The organism is Solwaraspora sp. WMMD937 (genome assembly GCF_029581175.1).
Taxonomy (GTDB): domain Bacteria; phylum Actinomycetota; class Actinomycetes; order Mycobacteriales; family Micromonosporaceae; genus Micromonospora_E.
The window spans coordinates 4,356,486-4,378,308 of sequence record NZ_CP120738.1 but is presented as its reverse complement, the minus strand read 5'-3'; the positions used below and the strand labels follow the sequence as shown (position 1 = coordinate 4,378,308).

The 21,823-nt window shown below is 70.3% G+C and carries 16 protein-coding genes; 4 read left to right on the top strand and 12 right to left on the bottom strand.

Going from position 1 to position 21,823, the window contains the following annotated elements; all coding sequences use genetic code 11:
• Window positions 1-7 precede the first annotated feature (7 nt).
• Together O7621_RS19435 and O7621_RS19430 are read right to left on the bottom strand one after the other, a co-directional pair.
• A complete protein-coding gene (locus tag O7621_RS19435) occupies window positions 8-2,065 on the bottom strand; it encodes a DNA topoisomerase IV subunit B (protein ID WP_282230567.1) in 2,058 nt (685 codons plus the stop codon).
• A gap of 255 nt (window positions 2,066-2,320) precedes the next feature.
• Entirely contained in the window at window positions 2,321-3,751 is a 1,431-nt protein-coding gene (locus O7621_RS19430) for an endo-1,4-beta-xylanase (protein ID WP_282230566.1), read from the bottom strand.
• Window positions 3,752-4,146: 395 nt separating this feature from the next.
• Here O7621_RS19430 and O7621_RS19425 point away from each other — a divergent pair, with 395 nt between their 5' ends.
• From O7621_RS19425 to O7621_RS19415, 3 genes are all read left to right on the top strand, one after another.
• Entirely contained in the window at window positions 4,147-5,136 is a 990-nt protein-coding gene (locus O7621_RS19425) for a threo-3-hydroxy-L-aspartate ammonia-lyase (RefSeq protein ID WP_282230565.1), read from the top strand.
• 96 nt (window positions 5,137-5,232) lie between these two features.
• On the top strand, window positions 5,233-5,646 hold the full coding sequence (locus O7621_RS19420; protein WP_282230564.1) for an SCP2 sterol-binding domain-containing protein: 414 nt from the start codon (window positions 5,233-5,235) through the stop codon (window positions 5,644-5,646).
• Window positions 5,618-7,705, top strand: coding sequence for a glycogen debranching N-terminal domain-containing protein (locus tag O7621_RS19415; protein ID WP_282230563.1), 2,088 nt, complete (start codon window positions 5,618-5,620; stop codon window positions 7,703-7,705). Before O7621_RS19420 ends, O7621_RS19415 begins: the two co-directional genes overlap by 29 nt.
• A 27-nt stretch (window positions 7,706-7,732) precedes the next feature.
• On the opposite strand, the gene O7621_RS19410 is transcribed toward O7621_RS19415, so the two are convergent.
• A complete protein-coding gene (locus tag O7621_RS19410; protein ID WP_282230562.1) occupies window positions 7,733-8,719 on the bottom strand; it encodes a diacylglycerol kinase family protein in 987 nt (328 codons plus the stop codon).
• 99 nt (window positions 8,720-8,818) lie between these two features.
• Window positions 8,819-10,273 (bottom strand): glycoside hydrolase family 43 protein, encoded by a 1,455-nt coding sequence (locus O7621_RS19405; protein ID WP_282230561.1) that lies wholly within the window; start codon window positions 10,271-10,273, stop codon window positions 8,819-8,821.
• Between the two features lie 523 nt (window positions 10,274-10,796).
• On the opposite strand from O7621_RS19405, the gene O7621_RS19400 reads away from it, so the two are divergent.
• Window positions 10,797-11,447 carry a nucleoside/nucleotide kinase family protein gene (locus O7621_RS19400; protein WP_282230560.1) on the top strand — a complete coding sequence of 217 codons (651 nt, stop codon included), beginning with the start codon at window positions 10,797-10,799 and terminating at the stop codon, window positions 11,445-11,447.
• Window positions 11,448-11,475: 28 nt separating this feature from the next.
• On the opposite strand, the gene treZ is transcribed toward O7621_RS19400, so the two are convergent.
• The 8 genes from treZ to O7621_RS19360 form a co-directional block, all read right to left on the bottom strand.
• Window positions 11,476-13,209: a malto-oligosyltrehalose trehalohydrolase gene (treZ, locus tag O7621_RS19395; RefSeq protein WP_282230559.1), complete on the bottom strand. Its 1,734-nt coding sequence runs from the start codon at window positions 13,207-13,209 to the stop codon at window positions 11,476-11,478.
• Between the two features lie 70 nt (window positions 13,210-13,279).
• A complete protein-coding gene (locus tag O7621_RS19390) occupies window positions 13,280-14,524 on the bottom strand; it encodes an MFS transporter (protein WP_282230558.1) in 1,245 nt (414 codons plus the stop codon).
• Complete coding sequence (treY, locus tag O7621_RS19385) at window positions 14,521-16,827, bottom strand: malto-oligosyltrehalose synthase (RefSeq protein WP_282230557.1); 2,307 nt, start codon at window positions 16,825-16,827, stop codon at window positions 14,521-14,523. The genes O7621_RS19390 and treY overlap by 4 nt, the downstream gene beginning before the upstream one ends.
• A complete protein-coding gene (gene malQ, locus O7621_RS19380; protein WP_282230556.1) occupies window positions 16,827-18,329 on the bottom strand; it encodes a 4-alpha-glucanotransferase in 1,503 nt (500 codons plus the stop codon). Before malQ ends, treY begins: the two co-directional genes overlap by 1 nt.
• Complete coding sequence (locus O7621_RS19375; RefSeq protein WP_282230555.1) at window positions 18,326-19,786, bottom strand: glycogen synthase; 1,461 nt, start codon at window positions 19,784-19,786, stop codon at window positions 18,326-18,328. Before O7621_RS19375 ends, malQ begins: the two co-directional genes overlap by 4 nt.
• Window positions 19,783-20,505 (bottom strand): HAD family phosphatase, encoded by a 723-nt coding sequence (locus tag O7621_RS19370; protein ID WP_282230554.1) that lies wholly within the window; start codon window positions 20,503-20,505, stop codon window positions 19,783-19,785. The genes O7621_RS19375 and O7621_RS19370 overlap by 4 nt, the downstream gene beginning before the upstream one ends.
• A complete protein-coding gene (locus O7621_RS19365) occupies window positions 20,502-20,777 on the bottom strand; it encodes a MoaD/ThiS family protein (RefSeq protein ID WP_282230553.1) in 276 nt (91 codons plus the stop codon). The genes O7621_RS19370 and O7621_RS19365 overlap by 4 nt, the downstream gene beginning before the upstream one ends.
• On the bottom strand, window positions 20,777-21,571 hold the full coding sequence (locus O7621_RS19360) for a thiamine biosynthesis protein ThiG (RefSeq protein ID WP_282230552.1): 795 nt from the start codon (window positions 21,569-21,571) through the stop codon (window positions 20,777-20,779). The genes O7621_RS19365 and O7621_RS19360 overlap by 1 nt, the downstream gene beginning before the upstream one ends.
• Between the last annotated feature and the right edge of the window lie 252 nt (window positions 21,572-21,823).

The following is a 21,823-nucleotide window of genomic DNA, read 5'->3' as shown; positions in this document are numbered from 1 at the left end:
GTCATGCTCAGGCGTCGATACTCTCCTGGTCGACCCGGCCGGCCGAGTCGATCAGCCAGTTGCGGCGCGGCTCGACCTTCTCCCCCATAAGCAACTCCAGGGTGCGGTCGGCGACCTCCACGTCGGCCAGGGTGATCCGGCGGACCGAGCGGGTCGCCGGGTTCATGGTGGTCTCCCACAGCTCGTCGGCGTCCATCTCGCCGAGGCCCTTGAACCGGGGCACCGGGGTGACGACCTGTCGCCCGGCCCGCTCGATGCGCCGTACGGTCTGCTCCATCTCGGCCTCGGTGAAGGTGAAGATGGTCTCCGCGTTCCGGCCCTTGGTAGTGATTTTGTGGAGCGGGGGCATCGCCGCGTACAGCCGGCCGGCCTCGATCACCGGGCGCAGGTACTTGGCGAACAAGGTGATCAGCAGGGTCCGAATGTGGGAGCCGTCCACATCCGCGTCGGCCATCAGGATCACCCGGCCGTACCGCATGGCGGCCAGGTCGAAGGTGCGCCCGGTGCCGGCGCCGAGGACCTGGACGATCGCCGCTACCTCGGCGTTGCGCAACGTGTCGGCCAGGTTGGCCTTCTGCACGTTGAGGATCTTGCCCCGGATCGGCAGCAGTGCCTGGTACTCGGCGACCCGGGCCATCCGGGCCGAGCCGAGCGCGCTGTCGCCCTCCACGATGAACAGCTCACTGCGCTGCAGGCCGGTCGACCGGCAGTCGACCAGCTTCGGCGGCATGGACGCCCCTTCCAGGGCGGTCTTGCGCCGGGCGGCGTCCTTCTGCTGTTTCTGGGTGAGCCGGACCCGGGCCGCGTCGACCACCTTCTGCAGCACGGTCCGGGCCTCGGTACGGGTCCGGCGGTCCTCCACCCAGGACTTGATGTGCCGCTCCACCACCGTCTGCACCACCCGGGTGATGCCGGCGGTGGAAAGCTCGTCCTTGGTCTGCGAAGTGAACTGGGGCTCCGGGATCCGCACGTGCACCACGGCCGTCATGCCTTCGAGCACGTCGTCGACAGTCGGCGGATCCTCCTTGGGCTTGAGCAGCCCCCGGCTGTTGCGTACCGCGTCGACGACGGCCCGGGTCACCCCGCGCTCGAAACCCCGCCGGTGGGTGCCGCCGTGCACGCTGCGGATGGTGTTGGTGAAGCACTCGACGGTCCGCTCGTAGCCGGTGCCCCAGCCGAGGGCGACCTCCACCTCGGCCCGGCGCTCCACGTCCGACTGCATCACCCCGTTGGCGTCGGCGGCGTTCTCCTTGTAGGTCCCGGTGCCGGTGATGAACAGCGTACCGCTGACCGGTCGGTCCCCGGTCGGGGTGAGGAACTCCACCATTTCGACCAGGCCACGGGGATGGTGGTACACCTCCTCGGCCAGCTCGCCAGAGGTGGCGTCGCGCAGCACGTAGGTGACCCCGGGTACCAGGAAGGCAGTGTTACGCAGCCTGGTCCGCACGGCCGCCACGTCGAGTGCGGCGCCGGCGTCGAAGTAGCGGGCGTCGTACCAGTAGCGGATGGAGGTGCCGGTGGCCTCGCCGCGCTTCATCCGGCCGACCGCCCGCAGCCCCGACTGCCTGGTGAAACCGGCGGCCGGGCCGGGGCCGTCGAAAACCCCCGGAACGCCCCGCTGGAACGACATCTCCGACACCCGGCCGGCCCGCCTGACCCGTACGTCGAACCGTAGCGAGAGCGCGTTCACCGCCGACGCGCCGACCCCGTGCAGGCCGCCGGACGCCTTGTATCCGGAGCCGCCGAACTTGCCGCCGGCGTGCAGCCGGGTCAGCACCAGTTCGACCCCGGACAGCCCGGACCGGGTGTGTACGTCGGTCGGGATGCCCCGGCCGTCGTCGTCGACCTGGACCGAACCGTCGGCGTGCAGAGTCACCTCGACCCGGCTGGCGTGGCCGGCGACGCCCTCGTCGGTGGAGTTGTCGAGGATCTCGTTGAGCAGATGGCCGACGCCCCGGCTGTCGGTGGAGCCGATGTACATGCCGGGCCGCTTGCGGACGGCCTCCAGCCCTTCCAGGTGGGTGAGGTCGTCTGCTCCGTACAGCGTCTCAGGTTGTGCAGTCAACGCGTCGAACTCCCGGTGCCGGCCAACGGTGCCCCGCCTCGCCGATGGACAGGACCAGCCGGCAGGGCAACGACGGTGGCCTGTGAGCCACCGTCCGACGAGCGTAACCGCAGCCACTGACAGCGCCGCGCCGGGCCGGTACCGGGGTGTCGCCGGGCCCAGCCGGGCCGCACCCCGCGCTCCCGGTCGCCGCACGCGGACGGGGCCGGTGCGCGGGACGTCCCGCGTACCGGCCCCGTCCTGGGGTGGTTGCCGTCAGCCGGCGCTGCAGGTCGGGGTCATCCCGCTGCCGGTGCCAGTGCCCTGGAAGCCGAACTGGGTCGACTGCCCGGCACCGATCTGGCCGTTCCACGGTGCGTTGCTGAAACGCACCGTACCGGTGCTACCGCTGGCCTGCGAGTTCCACGCGTTGGTGACCGCCGCCCCGGACGGCAGGGTCATGGTGACCGTCCAACTGCTGGTCGAGGCGGACCCGGCGGTCACCCGCACGTTCGCCACGAAGCCACCTGGCCACTGGTCGAGCGAGATCACCGCAGCTGAGCAGTTGCCACCCGGCGGCTGCGAGGTCGGCGGGGCCGTGGTCGGGGGCGGAGCGGTGGTCGGCGGAGCGGTGGTCGGCGGCGGTGCCGTGGTGGGCGGCGGGGTGCCGCCGGCGTTGAGCGCGGCGAGGGTCGAATCGTACGCCTGCTTCTTGTTGCCGTTGCACTCGAACAGCAGCGGAGTGCCGCCGCTACGCCACGAGTCGCAGTCCCGCACACCCCAGACCGTGATGCCGGTGCAGCGGGACACCGCCAGGCAGTCCTGCACCACGTTGCGGTAGGTGTTGGCCTGGCTGCTGCCGGAGCCTTCGATGTCGAGCTCGGTGATCTGCACGTCAACGCCGAGGGCGGCGAAGCTGGACAGCGTGGTGCGGTAGTTCGACGGGTACGGCGAGCCGCTGTTGAAGTGCGACTGCAGGCCGACGCAGTCGATCGGCACGCCGCGCTGCTTGAAGTCGCGCACCAGGTTGTACGCGGCCTGGGTCTTGGCCCAGGACCAGTTGTCGATGTTGTAGTCGTTGTAGCAGAGCTTGGCGCCGGGGTCGGCGGCGCGGGCGGCCCGGAACGCCGCCTCGATCCAGTCGTTGCCGGTGCGCTGCAGGTTGGAGTCGCGTCGGGCACCGCTACCGCCGTCGGCAAAGGCCTCGTTCACCACGTCCCAGGAGTGGATCTTGCCCCGGTAGTAGGAGGCGACCTGGGTGACGTGGTTGAGCATGGCCTGACGCAGTGGGGCGCCTTCCATCTGCTGCATCCAGCCGGGTTGCTGGGAGTGCCAGGCGAGGGTGTGGCCGCGGACGGCCATGCCGCGGGAGATGGCGTGGTTGACGATCCGGTCGCCGTTGCTGAAGTTGAACTGGCCCTGCTGCGGCTCGGTGGCGTCGAGTTTCATCTCGTTCTCGGCGGTGACGCTGTTGAACTCCCGGTTGAGGATGTTCACGTACGTCGAGTCGCTGAGCTTGTTGGCCGCGACGGCGGCACCGAAGTACCGGCCGGACTGCTCCGCGGCCGCGCCGAGCGTGGACTCGGCGGCGCTGGCGGAGGTCGCGTACAGCAGCGCGGTACCGGCGGCGAGGGCGACCACCGCGGCGGAGGCCAACGCGGCCCGCGGTCCCCTTCTCCTCGGTCTGCTGGCGGATTGATGGGTCATGGTGATGGTTGCCTCTCGGTGCGGAGTGTGGTCGGCAGGTGAACCTCGGCCACACATCGACTTTGATCGAAGTGCTGTTGAGCGATGCTAACGGAAAACTTCCGGTAACTCAATGACCAAGACCGGTACCGGTCGACCCGCTGGTCAGCCAGCGATCCGGGGGACGGCAGCACAGGATCGGCACCTGATGGCGAGACCAGAGGTACCGAAATTTTCGGGAAAAGATCCGGGCAGATCCGGACACCGCGCGCAACACCGTCAGCGGCACCGTCGCGCTACGGGTCGGCGGTGTCGGCCGCGCCCGGACAATGCGGCATGGACACCAGCCGGCCGGCTGCGACTCGCCCGGCCGCTGTATGGAACTCTGTCAGATGAGCGCCCCGGGAGGAAGCACCTTGACGGACTCGACACCGGTCACCCTGCACGACGTCCGCGACGCGGCCGCGCGGATAGCCGGCGCCGCGCACCGCACCCCCGTGCTGCGCTCGCGCACTCTGGACGCCATGGTCGGCGCCGAGGTCTTCGTCAAGTGCGAGAACCTGCAACGGGTCGGGGCGTTCAAGTTCCGTGGCGCCTACAACACGATCTCCCGGCTGTCACCGGCCCAGCTGGCCCGGGGCATCGCCGCGTACTCGTCCGGCAACCATGCCCAGGCCGTCGCGCTGGCCGCCCGGGAGTTGGGCAGCACCGCGGTGATCGTGATGCCGCAGGACACCCCGGCGGCCAAGACGGCGGCGGTCCGCGGCTACGGGGCCGAGATCGTCACCTACGACCGGTACACCGGTGACCGGGTCGCCATCGGTACGGCGTTGGCCGCCGAACGGGGACTGGCCCTGGTCCCGCCGTACGATCACCCGCACGTCATCGCCGGACAGGGCACCGCTGCGCTCGAACTGGTCGAGGAGGTCGGCCCGCTCGACGCGCTGCTGGTGCCGGTCGGTGGCGGCGGGCTGGCGGCGGGCACCGCAGTCGCCTCGAAAGGACTCCTGCCCCGGATCCGGGTGATCGGCGTCGAACCGGCGGCCGGCGACGACACGTTGCGATCGCTGGCCGCCGGCCGGCGGGTCACCATCCCGGTGCCACGCACGATCGCCGACGGGCAGGCCGCCGAGACGCCCGGTGAGCTGACCTTCGCGATCAACCGGCAACTACTCGACGACATCGCGCTGGTCGACGATGACGAGATCCGGATGGCGATGCGGTTCGCCTTCGACCGGATGCGGATCGTCGTCGAGCCCAGCGGCGCGACCGGGCTGGCCGCCCTACTGGCAGGTCGGCCGGCATCGACGCTACGGCGGGTCGGCGTGATCGTCTCCGGCGGCAACGTCGACACCCGGCGCTTCGTCGACCTGATGTCCACCGCCAAGTCGCCCCCGGCCGGCTGATCCCAGGTAACTCACCCGACGCGGGTGATGCGGGTCGGTCTCGGCCCGACCTACGCTGCGCTGGGTACGTCACACGGCGTGAGGAGGTGGGGCCGGATGGTCGACACGGTCGAGGACGCGCTGGATCGGCTGGCCCGCGACGCAAGCTCGGTCCTGACCCGGCTGCCACCCCGGTTGAGCGGCACCGTTCGCTTCGACGTGCACGACGAGAGCAGGACGACGTACTGGTTTGTCACCCTGGGAACCGGGAAGGTCCAGGTGTCGTCGACGGGGCCCGAGCCGGATTCGGTCGTCCGCAGCGACCGGGTCTGCTTCAACCGGTTGGCCCGGGGCGAGGACCGGTTCATCCCCCTGCTGTTCCGTAACGCGGTCGTCGTCGAGGGAGACCTGGGACTCGCGGACCAGCTCTGCCGGGTCCTTTTCGGCCGTGTCCCGGCCGGGCTGCATCCAAGGGACTTCACCCAGAGAGGTGGCGCCGAGAATGAACGAGAAGACAGTCAGCATCCTTGACGGGAACACCTTCGTGGTGACTGACGAGCGCGGCGACGTCACCGCCTCACCAGACCTGCCGACCGGCCTGTTCTCGTTCGACACGCGCTTCCTGTCCACCTGGGTGCTCCGGATCGACGGCCACCGGCTGAACGCGCTGTCCCAGGACGACCTGCACTTCTTCGAGACCCGGTTCTTCCTCGTGCCCGGCCGGCCCACCCACTACGTTGACGCCAAGCTGTCCGTCATCCGTGAGCAGTCGATCGGCGCGGCGTTCGTCGAGCGGCTCACCGTGCTCAACCACGACATCGCGCCGGCCACCCTGACCCTGCGAGTGGATATGGACACCGACTTCGCGGACCTGTTCGAGATCAAGGACGTCCAGCACAAGCGCGGTACGAAGTCGGTCCACCACGACGAAGGTCGGCTGCGATACAGCTACCGGCGGGAGACCTTCCAGCGGGACACCGTCATCTGCAGCACGCTCGCGGCCCGGATCGACGACGACGGCATGACGTTCGACGTCACCCTTGAGCCGCGCGGTCAGTGGCAGACCGAACTCCGGGTGGAACCGGTGATCAACGGCGGCGACACCGCGTCGCCGACCATCTGGGGGGCCTACCGACGCCGGGCCCGACCGCAGGTGCGCCAGGAGCTCGAGCACTGGATCGACCGGGCGCCGCAGCTGCTCGCCGACAACCCCAACCTCACCACGGCGTACGAGCGGAGCCTGATCGACCTCGCCGCGATGCGGTACGCCTCGCTGACCGCCACCGGGCCTATCCCGACCGCCGGACTGCCCTGGTTCATGACGCTGTTCGGCCGGGACAGCATCTTCATCAGCCTGCAGACCATGCCGTTCCTGCCCCGGCTCACTCCCCCGGTGCTGCGGCTGCTCGGTTCGTTGCAGGGCGGCAGCCTCGACGACCTGCGCGAGGAGGAGCCCGGCAAAATCCTGCACGAGTTCCGGTACGGCGAGTCGGCGGCGTTCGAGGAGCAGCCGCACACGCCGTACTACGGCTCGGCCGACTCCACCCCACTGTTCGTGATCCTGCTCGACGAGTACGAACGGTGGAGCGGCGACGTCGAACTGGTCCATGGGCTCGAACGCCAGGCCCGCGCCGCGCTGCACTGGATCGACGAGTACGGCGACCTGGTCGGCAACGGCTACGTCTCCTACTGGCGACGCAACACCCGCAACGGCCTGGAGAACCAGTGCTGGAAGGACTCCTGGGACGCGATCTCCTACCGCGACGGACGGCTGTCAGCGCTGCCCAGGGCAACCTGCGAGCTGCAGGGCTACGCCTACGACGCCAAGATCCGTGGCGCCCGGCTGGCCCGCGAATTCTGGAACGACCCGGCGTACGCCGACCGACTGGAGCGGGAGGCGGCCGACCTGAAGCAGCGGTTCAACCGCGACTTCTGGGTGGCCGACGGCGGATACTACGCGCTCGCCCTCGACCCGGACGGCACCCCCGTCGACGCGCTGGCGTCGAACATGGGGCACCTGCTGTGGAGCGGCATCGTCGAGCCGGATCGGGCCGGCAAGGTGGCCGAGCATCTGCTCGGGCCGGCGATGTTCTCCGGCTGGGGGGTACGGACGTTGGCCGAAACCGAGGCACGGTACAACCCGGTCGGCTACCACGTGGGGTCGGTCTGGCCGTTCGACAACTCGATCATCGCCTGGGGGCTGCGCCGGTACGGGTTCCGGGAGGAGGCCGCCCGGATCGCCGAAGGGATGATCGAGGCGTCCGGGTTCTTCGACGGGCGGCTGCCGGAGGCCTTCGCCGGCTACCGGCGCGAGTTGACCGGATATCCGGTCGAGTACCCGACAGCGTGCAGCCCACAGGGCTGGTCGGCGGGGGCGGTCCTACTGCTGCTGCGTACCATGCTGGATCTCACCCCGTACCACGACCACCTGGGCGTCGACCCGCATCTTCCGCCATCGATACCCCGGATCGAGCTGCTCGACGTACCCGGCCGGTGGGGCCGGGCGGACGCGCTCGGCCGACGGGCCGAGCGTCACCAGCGGCAGCACACCGGGCTGCTCGCCCGACTCGGACGCACCGACAACGGCTGATTCGGGACGGTCACGCCCCGGGCCGGGTCATCGCGCGTGACGGGTGCGTTCGACAAGTGCCGCGCCGCGCCGCGCGGCCGCGTCGGCGTCCACCGACAGATCCGGTTCATCCGCCGGACGCGGCACGCACAGCAGCAGCGCCGCCGGCTGGACCGTCACGCGCAGGGTGGCGCCGGGCTCGATCAGGTCGCCGTCGAGCTCGCGGGGTCGATCACGGTCACTGATCACCGACACCTCGCGCCCCCGGTACACCTGCATCCGCGGCACCCGTCGCCGGCCCCGCACCAGTGCCCAGGCCAGCGCTAGCCAATGCCGCAGCGTCCGTGGCGTCAGCACGGCGACGTCGAGCAGACCGTCGTCGGGTTCGGCGTCGGCCAGCAGGGTCATCCCGCCCTGCAGCCGGCCGACGTTGGCCACCAGCACGGTGCGCGCCCGGGTCCGTACCGGCGGCTGGTCGTCGATCTGGACCCGCACCGGCATCGGCCGGTCCCGCAGGTGCCGCATGGCGCCGGCAACGTACGCCGGCCAGCCGATCCGCGCCTTGGCCTGCTCGGAGGTGGCGGCCAGCAGGCTCGCGTCGAACCCCATGCCGGCCATCACCACGAAGCAGCGCTCGTCGTCGAGCCGACCGACGTCGAGCCGGCGGGTCTGCCGATCCACCGCGACCTCCAGCCCGGCCGCGAGGTCGGTCGACAGCCCCAGGTTGGCAGCGAGCAGGTTGCCAGTGCCGGCCGGCAGGATGGCGAGCGCCACGTCGGTGCCGACCAGACCGGCGACACACGACATCACGGTGCCGTCGCCGCCGCAGGCGAACACGACATCGACCCCGGCCGTGACCGCGTCCCGGGCCTGCGTCCGCCCCGGTTCGGCAACCGTCGTCTCCAGCCAGATCGGTGCCGCCCAGCCGGCTTCGGCCAGGCTCGCGTCGACCGCCGCTCGCAGGCCGTCGAGGTCAGTGACCTTCGTCGGGTTGACCACCACGGCGGACCGTACCGGCGCTGTTTGTCTCTGCACCAGGTCAGTGTGGGCCACCGGGGCCGGCGCGGACCAGTCGACGCCGGTCCGCGCCGTCGGTGGGCGGTGTCTCCGTCGTTGGCGACACCGCCCACCGGGTCAGCCGGTGACGCGGAAGGTGGCGTCGGCGCGTGCCTGCGCGTCGGCAATCGGGTCGAGGCGCAGTTGGTAGCCGTAGTGCCGGATGTAGCGATCCGGGAAGTTGTAGGACTGGAACGACGACCATCCGGCGTCGGCCAGGCCGGCGACCCGGCGGAAGGTGGCGTCGGCGGCGAAGACCGCCGAGCCGTCGTCGGGTGCCAACTCGAAGTCGTACGCGTAGTGCCGCAGGTAGTGGCCCGGATAGTTGACCGACTCGATCGAAACGTAGCCCGAGCCGCCGGTCAGGCCGGGCACCAGCCGGAACTGCGCGTCCTGCGCCGGGCTGACGTTGGCGTCGATGCGTACGTCGAAGTCGGCGTGCCGCACGTAGCGGTCCGGGTAGTTGTACGACTGGATCCGGTTCACCGGGGTGGACGTGCCCCAGCGGGCGAGCACCCGGGACTGCTCGGCCGCGGTCAGGTTGAGGATTGATCCGTGCCGCTTGCGGCTGCCGCCCATGCTGTAGTCCGACCGGGTCCGGAAGTTGCCCGTGCTGCCCAGGTTGGTCGAGGTGACCGGCAGGTAGCCGCGGCCGGTCGCGTACTGGTCAAGCCAGAGCACCCACTCGTTCCGGCCGTTGAACTGGGCCCACATCGGGCCCTCGACCACGTTGCCGCCGCCGGTGCCGTTGGAGATGCCCAGGTGCGACAGGTTGCCGAGGGTCGTCCAGCTGCCCAGGATCGAGTTGCTCGCCTCGATCGTGATGTGACCGTCGGCGGAAGCCCGATAGTAGCGGTAGCCGCCGACGCTGTTCGATACCTCGATGATCTGGGTGTCGATGATGCCCTGGCCGCTACCCCGGTCGATGTACAGCTGCGGAGTACCGATGGTACGGAAGTCGCTGGTCCGCGCGTACCAGATGCGGTGCTTGGTGACCCCGTTGCGGGCCGAGTTGGTCGCCCAGTAGACGACGTAGTCACCGGTCGCCGGGTTGTAGATCGCCTCCGGTGCCCAGGCGTTGCCGGCGCCCACGATACCGCTGGCGACGTTGAGCAGCCACGGCGCCGACCAGTTGACCAGGTCGGTGGACTCCCAGACGACGATCGAGGTGCTGCCCCGGTTGGCGGCGTCGTTCCAGGACGTGCCGCTGGCGATCCGCAGATCGGTGGCGATGATCCAGTACCGGTCGCCGGCCGGTGAGCGGACCAGGACCGGATCCCGTACGCCACGGGTGCCCACTGTAGATAGCAGAACCGGGCCGCCGTTGTTGAGGTCGGTCCAGTGCAGCCCGTCGGTGCTGTACGCCAGATGAATCTGCTCGCCGTTGGCCGACTCACCGGTGAAGTGGGCCATCAGGTATCCGGTGAACGGATCGAGGGCGGCAGCCGGTCTCGCCGCGGTCACCGACCACGAGGTGAGCAGCAGGCAGGCGGCGGCAAGCACGGCGCTGAGCCGGGCAAGGATTCTCGGCATCGGGTCTCCTTCTGTACGAGTTGGTCGGTCCGGCCAATGCCGGTGGTCCGCCGCCTACCGGCGCCTACCGGCCTGGTGATGCGAACTCACCGGCTGGGCACGATCGGGCGGATCGTGCCGTCGGCGAGTCGCTTCTGCAACACGACGCCGCGGTTGAACCGACTGGTCCTGGTGACGCAGGAACCGTCCGGGGTAGTTGACCGACTCCACCGACCGGGCACGGACGGCAGCGACCCGGCGGCCGTCACCGGGCCGGTGTCGCCGGTGCTGCTCGCGGCGTCGGCCCGCCGAGCGCAAGACCGGCGCGGACCAGGATGGCGAGCAGGACCATGGATCCGGTACGCATCCGAACCCTCCATTGTTATCGCTAACATGATGGGGAGAGGATTACCACGCGATTGCCAGGCAGGATCGACAGTGTTAACTACGACGACGACCGATGTCAATGGGCCAGGGCCGAGGACGGACACCTGCCTACCGAGGGTGAGCCGGCCAGCGACCCGGCAGCCGCTTAAGCTGGTGCATGCTCGATGAACTCGTCGCACGCGCCCACCGACTCGTCCCCCGCGACGGCCGGCTCGTCCTCGGCATCACCGGTTCCCCGGCGGCGGGCAAGTCGACGCTCGCGGCGCTGCTGGTCGCCCGGCTACGACAGGACGGAGTACCGGCGGCGCTGGTGCCGATGGACGGCTTCCACCTGTCCGACGTGGCACTGGACCGGCTCGGCCGACGCGACCGCAAGGGCGCCATCGACACCTTCGACGGCGACGGCTACCTGGCCCTGCTGCACCGGCTACGGACCGAACGACACCGAACCGTCTGGGCCCCGGGCTTCGAACGCGATCTCGAACAGCCGATAGCCGGCACCATCGCGGTGGATCCACCGGTACGACTGGTGGTCACCGAAGGCAACTACCTGCTCGCCGACCGGGAGCCCTGGCCGGCGGTGCGCACCCTGCTGGCCGAGGTGTGGCACTGCCAGCTCGACGACGACATCCGGCGGGGCCGTCTCATCCGCCGGCACGTCGAGTTCGGCAAGTCACCCGCTGCCGCCCGCCACTGGGTGACCACCGTCGACGACCCGAACGCCCGGTTGATCGAGGCCGGCCGGGACCTGGCCGATCTCGTCGTCGACATGACCGTGCTGGACGGCCAGGTCACGGCGCTCGGGTGACGGAACCGGATGGCCTGCCGGTCGGGTCCTACCCGGTCGCGGCCAGTACCGCGAAGGACTCCGCCGGCAGCACGACCTGCGCGTCACCGGACTGGACCGGCGCGGACGACAGCAGCACCTTCCCCGAGGGAGCGCCGAACGGCACCGGCTGTTCCACGTCGGCGAGATTGCAGACCAGCCGCACCCCGCCCCGGCGCATCACCAGCCATCGCCGATGCTCGTCAACCTCCACCGCGATCCGGTTCAGTCTCGGATCGGTCAGCTCAGGTCGGCTGCGGCGCAGCGCGATCAGGTCGCGGTACAGCGTGAACAGCCGGTCGTGGTCCGGCTCGGCGAGCTCCGACCAGCGCAGTTTCGACCCGAGGAACGTGTCCCGGTCACCCGGATCGGCGGTGCCGGCCACCCCCCAGGTCGCGCCGAGCTCGGCACGCCGCCCGAGGCGGACCGCTTCCCTCAGCTCCGCGTCGGCGAACGAGACGAAGAACTGCCAGGGACCCCGGCTCCCCCACTCCTCACCCATGAAGATCATCGGGGTGTACGGCGAGCAGAGCACGATCGCCGCCGCACAGCTCAGCAGGCCCGGGTTCAGCACCGCCGAGATCCGCTCGCCCCCGGCCCGGTTGCCGATCTGGTCGTGCGACTGCACGTAGACCAGGAACCGGCTGGCCGGAATCCTGGTGGTGTCCACCGGCCGACCGTAGCTGCGGCCCCGGAACGACGAGTGGCGGCCGGCGTAGACGAAGACGTCGCGCAACGCGTCGCCGAGGGTACGCAACGGACCATAGTCCGCGTAGTAGCCCTGCCGCTCACCGGACAGCGCGGCGTGCAGGCTGTGATGGACGTCGTCGTTCCACAATGCCGTCAGCCCGTACCCGCCGGCTTCACGCGGGGTGACCAGCCGGGGATCGTTCTGGTCGGATTCGGCCAGGAGGACCAGGGGGCGGCCGAGGTGCGCCGCGAGCGCGTCGACCGTCTCGGCCATCTCCTCCAGCAGGTGCACGGCCCGGCCGTCACGCAGCGCCTGCACGGCGTCCAACCGCAGCCCGTCAAGGTGAAAGTCACGCAGCCAGCTGACCACGTTGTCCAACACGTACCGGCGTACCTCGTCCGATCCGTCACCGTCGAGATTCAGCGCCGGACCCCACCTGGTCTGGTCGGCGAAGTACGGTGCGAACCGGGGGCTGTAGGCTCCGGCCGGGCCGAGGTGGTTGTGCACGACGTCCAGCAGCACGCCCAGCCCGCGCTGGTGACAGGCGTCGACGAACCGTTTGAGCGCATCCGGACCGCCGTACGGTTCGTGCACGGCATACCAGAGCACCCCGTCGTACCCCCACCCGGCGTCACCTTCGAACGCGTTCACCGGCAGCAGCTGGACGAAATCGGCTCCGAGCCGCACCAGGTGGTCGAGCCGGTCGATCGCCGCGTCGAACGTCCCCTCGTCGGTGAACGTACCGACGTGCAACTGGTAGAGCACCGCACCGGCCAGCGGACGTCCCCGCCATCCCGAGTCCCGCCAACGGTACGCGGCATGGTCGTACCGGCGGGACGGGCCGTGCACGCCGTCGGGCTGCCACACCGACCGCGGGTCGGGCAACGCCGTCGGATCGTCGTCGAGCAGAAACGCGTAGTCCGTGCCCGGACGGGCGTCGGCCACCTCGGCGTACCACCAGCCGCCGCCGGACGCCGTCATAGCGTGGTCGCGCCCGTCGACCCGGACAGTCACCCTGGTCGGTAACGGTGCCCACACCGAGAACCTGTGCACCTGAGTCAACCCTGATCCTCCGTCTCCTGCGACACGAAACGGCCCGACCGACAGACCGGCCAACGCCCGGCTATCGGATCGCCCGGTCCTGCGGGGCGTCCGACGCGACGGACACCGGGTCGGCCTCGTGCCGCTGCGGGCCGGCCAAGAGGAACAACGGAAGCAGCACCGCCGCTCCCGCGCTGATCGCCAGCACCGGGTAGCCAACCGTGCCGAGCACCATCCCGGCGCCGACGCTGGCCACCGCCGAGGCGCCCCAGACGATGGCGTCGACGCCGCCCTGCACGTGCTGACGATCGGCAGTGGTCAACGCCTGGGTGAGCAGACCACTGCCGCCCACGAAAGTGAGGTTCCAGCCGTGACCGAGCAGGAACAACGCGATGTACAGCTGCGCGCTGCCGGCCAGCGGCACCAGCGCGGCCATCGTGGACAGCGCAATCATTCCGATGCCGGCGATGATCGCGGTCCGCCCGCCGAACCGGTCGGCGACGTACCCGGACAGCGGAGCCAACATGAACATGCCGAGCAGGTGCGCGCTGAGCACCGCGCCGACCGCGCTGAGACCGTGGCCGTGCATGTCCATGTGCAACGGTGTCATCGTCATCACCGCGACCATCGATACCTGGCCGGCGGTCATCGACACCACCGCGGTCCGGACCACTGGGCGTCGCCACACCCCGGCGGAGACCGGGCCGGATACCGTACCGCCACGGCGGGTCCGGGTCGCCGGCAGCGTCGCCGACGCCGCGGCGGCGACGCCCGCGCAGGCCAGTGCCAGGAGGTACGAACCGGCGAGCGGCGGCAGGCCCAGTCCCTCGGAGAACCCGGCGAGCGGCGCGATCAGGTTCGGCCCGGCCAGTGCGCCGACCGTCCCTCCCCAGACGATGACGCCGACCGCGAAGCCCTTGCGATCAGGTGGGTACAGATCCGCTGCGCAGTACCGGGACAGCTGCGCTCCGCCGTTGCCGATGCCGAGCAGCAGCATGCCGACCATCAGCAGGCCTGCCGAATCGGCCGTCACGGCGACGCCCGCGACGACCGCGCCGACGACCGCGACCAGGTACCCCAGCACGAGCGCGGTGCGGCTGCCTCGCCTGGCCATCACCGCGGCCAGGGTCAGCGTGCCGACGGCGGAGCCGACGACCCCGGCCGCGTTGGGAATGCCGCTCCACAGCGGGCTGAGCAGCTGTGCCCCGATCAGCGTGCTCACCGTGCTGGCACCGACCATCGACACATTGGTGGCCGCCGAACCGGTGAACAGGGCGGCCATCGGATAGCGGCGGGCCCGCCGGGCCTCGACCAAGGTGAGATTCATCGTTCCCCCCGGATCAACAGGGCCACGGGATACCGACGCAACAGGTCGGCCACCCGGGGCGTACTCGTCTCGACACGTTCGCCGCTGATCACGTCGGTCCACCGGCCGGTACCGGCCGGCAGCGGCAGCAGCGTCTGCGACCAGCCGGTGGCCGCCAGCGTCATCGGCAAGCGGGTGGCCACCGCCACCACCTCACGTCGCCTACCACGGGCGAAACCGACGAGATGACCGGCCGCCGGCCCCTCCGCCCGCACCGGCACGTACCCGTCCCACAGCTCAGGTCGGTCCCGCCGCAGCCGCAACACCCTGGACACGACGAGCAGCTTCACCGCCGCCGTCTCGTCGACCTCCGGACGCCACCCGCCGTCCAACCGGTCGAGCAGGGCACGCCGGGCGGCGAAGTCCACCGCCCGGCGGTTGTCCGGATCGACCAACGACCAGTCCCACAGCTCGGTGCCCTGGTACACGTCCGGCACCCCCGGACCGGCGAGCTGCAACAACTTCTGGCCCAACGAGTTGGACCAGCCCGGCTCCCGGATCCGGTCGACGAACGCGGCGACCTCGGCGGAGAGCTCCGGATCCGCCCCGACCCGCTGTGGCCAGTCCGTCAGTACCTTTTCCAGGGCATGGTCGGGCTGGGTCCAGCTGGTGCGCTGCCGCGCCTCCCGGGCCGCTTTGAGCAGGAAATCGCTGAGCCGTCGCGGTTCGATCGGCCAGGCACCGACCAACGTCTGCCAGGCGAGCGGCTCCAGCGCCGGATCCCCCACCGGACAGCGGGCCGCCCAGCGCCGCGCCAGGGCCAGGAACTCGTCGGCCATTTCGCTGAGCACCGCCAGCCGGGCCCGGACGTCCTCGGACCGCTTCGTATCGTGGGTGGACAGCGTGGTCATGGTGCCCGGCCAGGCCGACTGACGCGCGGAGTTCGCCGTGTGGAACTCCTCCGGCGACACGGCGAAGCGGGTCAGGTCACCGCCGACCTCGTTCAGTGCGATCAGCCGGTGGTAGCGGTAGAAGGCGGTGTCCTCGACGCCCTTGGCCATCACCGCCCCGGTGGTCTGCTGCATCCGGATGGCGAGCTCACCGCCGGGTCGGGCTACCATCTCGTCCCGGACGGCGGCCACGATGCCGGCCAGGTCCGGACGCCGTCGCCGCGCGATGGCCACCGCCTGCTCCAACGCCCGCCGCTGTTCGGGCAGGTACGTCCGGTACACCGGGAACGCGGTGAGCAGCTCCACCACCGCGTCGTGGCACTGTCGCGGGTCGCGTCCAGGTAGCAGGGCACCGACGAGGGCGGCGACCCGGCGAACCTCGGCGGGAAGCAGGGTGAGCGCCACCTGCCGCCGGCTGTCCGCGGCGACCTCAACCGGGTCGACCGGCTGCTCGGACTCGAACCACCGACGACCGGCCGGGTCGACGAAGACGCCACACACCTGCCGTAGCGCGTCGTACCCGGTCGTCCCGTCGACCGGCCAGGAGATGGGCAGCGGCTCGTCGACGCCGACGACCTTCTCCACCACGATCCAGGTGTCCGGCGCGGCCCGACGCAACCGGCGCAGGTAGCCGCCCGGGTCGGCCAACCCGTCCGGGTGGTCGATCCGCAGCCCGGTCACCTCGCCGGAACGCACCCAGCGCAGCACCTCCTCATGAACCGCCGCGAACACCTGCGGATCCTCGGTCCGCAGCCCTGCCAGCGTGTCGATGTTGAAGAACCGGCGGTAGGTCAGCTCGGCCATGCCCCGTCGCCACGACACCAGCCGGTAGTGCTGACGGTCGTGGATCTCCCGCACGGTGCCGTCACCGGTACCCGGAGCCAGCGGGAAGCGATGCTCGTGGTATCGCAGCGTCGTACCGTCCGTGGTGATCTGCGCCAGCGCCGGGCCGTCGCCCTCGCCGTCGTCGGCAAGCACCGGCAGCAGCAGCGGACCGGCCGACCAGTCGATGTCGAAGAACCGGGCGTAGGCGGAGTCGGGCCCATGCCGCAACACGTCCCACCACCATGGGTTGGCTGCGGCGTCGGCCACCCCCATGTGGTTGCACACCACATCCACCACGAAGCCCAGCCCGGCCCGTCGCAGGCGCGCAACCAGGTCACTGCGGGCATCCTCGCCGCCCCGCTCGTCGCAGGTCCGGGACGGGTCCACCATGTCGTAGCCGTGGGTCGACGCCGGGGAGGAGGCGAGCAGCGGCGACGCGTACAGTGCGCCGACGCCCAGCGCGGCCAGATAGTCGGCGACCGGTCCGGCGTCGGTGAGCCGCAGATGCGGGCCGAACTGCAGACGGTACGTCGAAGTCGGCGCAGCCATCAGCCGGTGAACCCCCGTGCCCGTCGTTGCTCGGCCTGCCGGTCCCGGCCGTAGATCTCGGTGAGTCGACGCAGTCGGACTTCGACACCGGGGGTGAGCGCCCGCGGCTCGTACCGCCACTGCCAGTTCCCATCGGCCCGGCCCGGGGTGTTCATCCGGGCCGCCGACCCCAGCTGCAGGACGTCCTGCAACGGCAGGACCGCCAGCCGGGCCACCGATCCGAACACGGCCCGCGCGGCAGACCAGCAGATGCCGTCCGGCAGGCCACCGAGATACGACTCGACGCGCTCCCGTTCCTCGGCGGTGGCCGTGTCCCACCAGCCGGCCGTCGTGTCGTTGTCGTGGGTGCCGGTGTACGCCACACAGTCGACCGGATAGTGGTGTGGCAGGTGCTGGTTCTCGTCCCCGGAAAACCCGAACTGCAGCAGCCGCATGCCCGCGGCACCGGCATCGACACGCAACTGCTGGACCTCGGCCGAGGCCGGCCCCAGGTCCTCGGCCACCAGCCTGACGTCGGGCAACTCCTTGCGCACGGCGCGGAACAGATCGGCGCCGGGACCCTTCTCCCAGTGCCCCTGGGTGGCGTCCCCCGGCACCGGGACCGCCCAGTAGTCGAGAAAACCACGGAAGTGGTCCAGCCGTACGATGTCGAACAGTTCCTGCATCCGGCGGATCCGGTCGATCCACCACCGGTAGTCCTCAACGGCAATGCTGTCCCAGCGGTACAGCGCGTTGCCCCAGACCTGGCCGTCCTGGCTGAACTCGTCCGGGGGAAACCCGGCGACCGCGGTCGGCCTGCCGTCGCCGTCGAGCTGGAACAGATGCGGGTTGGCCCACACGTCGGCGCTGTGCACGCCGACGTACATCGCGACGTCGCCGAGGATCTCCACGCCCATCGCGTGCGCCTGCTGCCGCACGGCCGCGTAGTGCGCGCCGAAGACGTACTGCTCGAACCGGTGGTAGGCGATCTGCCCGGCGGACTCCTCTGCCGAGCGGACCAGCGCATCCGGTTCGCGGCGGGCCAGCGGCTGCGGCCACCGCGTCCACTCCCAGCCGAACCGGCGCCGCAGAGTCATGTAGTGGGCGTAGTCGTCGAGCCACCAGCTCTGTTGACGGACGAACCGCTCGCTGTCGGGGGTCGGGCTGAAGTTGGCGAACGCCCGGGCCAGCAACCGTTGCTTGATCGCCGTCGCGGCCGGGTAGTCGGCCACCCCGGCCGGCAGTTCAGGGACGTCGGCCAGGTCGGTCCGGCTGAGCAGCCCCATGTCCAGCAACCGGTCGACGCTGATGAACAGCGGGTTGCCGGCCAGCGTCGCGTACGACTGGTACGGGCAGCCGTCCGTGTCGACCGGGTTGAGCGGCAGGAGCTGCCATACCGTCTGCTCGGCGGCGGCGAGGAACTCGATGAACTCGACAGCCTCCGGGCCGAACTCGCCGATGCCGTACCGTCCGGGCAGGCAACTGGGATGCAGCAGGACGCCGCTGCGGCGGGCCGGGCTCACCGGTACCGCTCCGGCTGCTCGTCGGCGTTCGCAGACGACGCCGGGCGTGCCGGGGGACGGTAGAGGCGTTCATAGCGGGCGGCGGCCTCGTCCCAGGTGAACCGCGCACGCATCGCCCGGTCGCGCAGCCGGGTCCAGCCCCGGTCGCCGCGCTGGCGGGTCACGCTCTCCCGGACCGCAGTCAGCAGACCGGACCGGTCGCCGTCAGCGAACGAGAAGCCGAGCCCCGTGTCCGCCACCGTCTGCGCCATCCCGCCGACCCGCCGGACCACCGGTACCGATCCGTAACGCAGAGCGATCAGCGGGGCAAGGCCGCAGGGCTCGAACTCCGACGGTGCGAGGAACAGATCCGACCCGGCGTACGTCAGCCGCGCGATCGCCTCACCGCTGTCCGGGTGGAACGCCAGGTTCGGGTGGAACCGCGCAGCGCGGGCGAAGGTGCGCTCGAACCGCTCGCCCCGACCCACCACCACCAGCTGGACGTCCAGGTCGGCCAGCTCGTCGATGTGCTCCAGGAGCAGCTCCACACCCTTCTGCTTGACCAGCCGCCCGACGAAGGCGACCAGCGGCCGGTCCGGCTCGGTCGGCAGACCGCTGGCCCGCTGCAGCTCGGCCTTGCACACCGCCTTGCCTGCCATGTCGTCCACGTCGTACCCGGCCGGCAGGTGCGAATCGGTCGCCGGATCGAACTGGTCGTAGTCCACCCCGTTCAGCACGCCCTGGTAGTCGTCACCCCGGCTGCGCAGCAGTTCGTCCAGCCCGCAGCCACGCAACGGCGACAGCGTCTCGTCGCGGTAGCGCTCGCTCACCGTGGTGACCACGTCGGCGTACCTGATGCCCTGGGCGAGCAGGTTACCGGTGCCGTACGCGGTGAGTCCGAGCTCACTGGCCTTGGTCTGGGGGAAAAGCCCTTGGTAGGCCAGGTTGTGGATGGTGAGCACCGAGCGGCATTCGGCATCCAGCGTACGCAGGTAGGCCGGCAGGTGCCCGACGTGCCAGTCGTTGCAGTGCACAGCGTCCGGCCGCCACCCGTCGCGGGTCGCCAGCAGGGCCAGGGCCCGGGAGAACAACACGAACGAGGCCAGATCCTTCTCCACGTACCCCTCCGGACGGTTCCACGGAACCGGCCCGGTCGGGCCCACCGTGTAGTAGCGCACCCCGTCGTACCGCCCCTGATCGGCCACCTGGAGGGTCGCCCGGACCGAACCCGCGGTGACGGCCAGCTCGGCGACCGGCTCTCCCGCCGGCAGACCGGTGTACCGGGGCAGGAAGAGCTCCACCTGATGCCCGCGCTGCGCCAGACTCTTTGGCAGCGCCTGCGCCACATCGCCCAGACCGCCGACCTTGACCAGTGGGTACACCTCGGAGGTGGCGAAATGGACCCGGAGTGGACGCCCTCCGGGACCGGGCGTGTCCGGCCGGACGTCGCCGCCCCGGCCCGGCTCGGCGTACCTCATCTCGCCCCTTTCCGATCTGCGGCCGACGCGGCGCCGACCAGCCGGGCCACCGGCGTTCCCGACAGGTCCAGTACGACACCGTCCGCTCCCACTCGGCAACCCACCGCGGCCAGACCAGGAGCGGTCCAGGTCGCGCCGCTGCCCGACAGACTCGACTCGTCGCCCACTCCGACACAGGCTGCGCCGGCCCGTACCGCAGCCGTCACACCACTCGGAGCGTCCTCGAACACCAGGCAACTTGCCGGGTCGTGTCCGAGCCGGTCCGCGCCCAGCAGGTAACAGTCCGGTGCGGGTTTGCCCCGGTCGACCTCGCCCCAGGTCACCAGGACCGGAAACGCCGTACGCAGGCCCAGTACGTCGAGCACCCGGCCGGCACGGTCCGCCGATGCGCCGGTGACCAGCCCGAGCGGGACACCGGCGGTGTGCAGCCGGCCGACCAATTCCGTGGCACCGGCGACCGCGACGAACGCCAGGTCCGGTTCGGCGGCACGGACAGCCTCCAGCAGACCTTCGCGACCGGCATCATCGAGATCGGAGAACAGCGCCGCGACGGTGTGTTCGGGTGCGCAGCCCAGCACGTGACGTTCGATCTCGCCGTCGCTGATCCGCCGGCCGAGCCGGGCGGCAAGGCCGTGCCACAGTGCGACGATCGCCGCGTGGGAGTCGATCAGGACCCCGTCCAGATCGAACAGTGCGCCGGTGAACAGCCGCGTACTCACCCGCCCGCGACCGCCGGTAGGATGAGGATGGAGTCCCCGTCGGTCACCTCGGTGTCCAGCAGGTCGAAACCACGGACGTCCTCGTCGTTGACGTAGATGTTCACGAACCGGCGCAGCGCCCCGTCGTCGCCGATCACCCGGGCACGAATGCCACGGTAGCGGTTGTCGAGGTCGACCAGGACCTCGCCGACCGTCGAGCCGGTCGCCGAGACCTTCTTCACGCCGTTGGTGTAGGACTGGAAAACGGTGGGGATCTCCACGAAGACGGCCATCACCCAACCGCCCCGGACAACCCGGTGGAGATCTCGTCGCCGGGCATACCGCCACTCAGGTACGCCAGCCGCCCCGCCTCCACCGCAGACCGCATCGAGGCGGCCATCAGCAGCGGTTGTCTGGCTTCGACCAGTGCGGTGTTCACCAGCACCGCCGACGCGCCCATCTCCATCGCGAGGGTGACGTGCCGCGCCGTGCCGAGGCCGCCCTCCACCACCACCGGAATGCCCACCCCGTCGATGATCCGCCGGATCGGACCGGGGTCCGGGATACCACGGCCGGAGGCGACCGGCGCCGCCATCACCCGCAGTGCGGAACAGCCGAGCGACTCCAGCGCCGCAGCGTCCTGCTCATCTGGCAGAATGAACGGCAGCACGCTGAATCCCTGGTCGCGCAACGTCGCCGCTATCTCGACCGTCGCCCGGTTGTCCGGCATGTTGCCATCGTCTCGGACATCCAACTTGAGCAGCTCGATGCCGTACGAGTCACGAAGGATGTGGGCGGTACGGAGCGCGCTGCTGCCCGACCGGGCGAAGGAGGTCGTCCCGATCCAGAGGTAGCGGTCCATCGGCAACTCGTCGGCCAGATCCGACAGCAGCAGACTGGGCCGGTTGTTGTCCGGATCCACGGTCGTGATGAAGACCTGTGAATTGGTCACCTCCAGCACCTGACGCACCATGGTCGGCGACGTGTACTGCTCTATGCCGACGAGAAGCCGTGAGGTCAACTCATAGCCTCCCAGAGTCAACCAGTTGTCATCGACGCCAATGTCCCCCGGCGCTGTCACAGACATGCATTCGCCTCTTCCGCGAGATGTTGACTGTTAGCGAGATGTTGACGAGATTCTTCACGGCAGACCGGGAGGAAACTTCTTCCGTGTTGCCCTAATGTGGACTTCAACTGGGCCGGTCGGTCACCCACCACCGGGGTCGTCGGCGCAGGCGCCAGCGGGGTCGCACACCGGCGGGCACGACGGCAGGCGGGCCATGGGGGTAGCCGATGGCCCGCCTGTCCGGTGCCGGCCGACTCGCGGCGTAACGCGGCC

What these genes read in the sequence shown, in the direction of transcription:
- O7621_RS19430 (WP_282230566.1), bottom strand. Translation starts at nt 3,751, where the DNA reads ATGACCCATCAATCCGCCAGCAGACCGAGGAGAAGGGGACCGCGGGCC.
- O7621_RS19420 (WP_282230564.1), top strand. Translation starts at nt 5,233, where the DNA reads ATGGTCGACACGGTCGAGGACGCGCTGGATCGGCTGGCCCGCGACGCA.
- O7621_RS19415 (WP_282230563.1), top strand. Translation starts at nt 5,618, where the DNA reads ATGAACGAGAAGACAGTCAGCATCCTTGACGGGAACACCTTCGTGGTG.
- O7621_RS19405 (WP_282230561.1), bottom strand. Translation starts at nt 10,273, where the DNA reads ATGCCGAGAATCCTTGCCCGGCTCAGCGCCGTGCTTGCCGCCGCCTGC.
- O7621_RS19400 (WP_282230560.1), top strand. Translation starts at nt 10,797, where the DNA reads ATGCTCGATGAACTCGTCGCACGCGCCCACCGACTCGTCCCCCGCGAC.
- O7621_RS19390 (WP_282230558.1), bottom strand. Translation starts at nt 14,524, where the DNA reads ATGAATCTCACCTTGGTCGAGGCCCGGCGGGCCCGCCGCTATCCGATG.
- treY (WP_282230557.1), bottom strand. Translation starts at nt 16,827, where the DNA reads ATGGCTGCGCCGACTTCGACGTACCGTCTGCAGTTCGGCCCGCATCTG.
- O7621_RS19375 (WP_282230555.1), bottom strand. Translation starts at nt 19,786, where the DNA reads ATGAGGTACGCCGAGCCGGGCCGGGGCGGCGACGTCCGGCCGGACACG.
- O7621_RS19365 (WP_282230553.1), bottom strand. Translation starts at nt 20,777, where the DNA reads ATGGCCGTCTTCGTGGAGATCCCCACCGTTTTCCAGTCCTACACCAAC.
- O7621_RS19360 (WP_282230552.1), bottom strand. Translation starts at nt 21,571, where the DNA reads ATGTCTGTGACAGCGCCGGGGGACATTGGCGTCGATGACAACTGGTTG.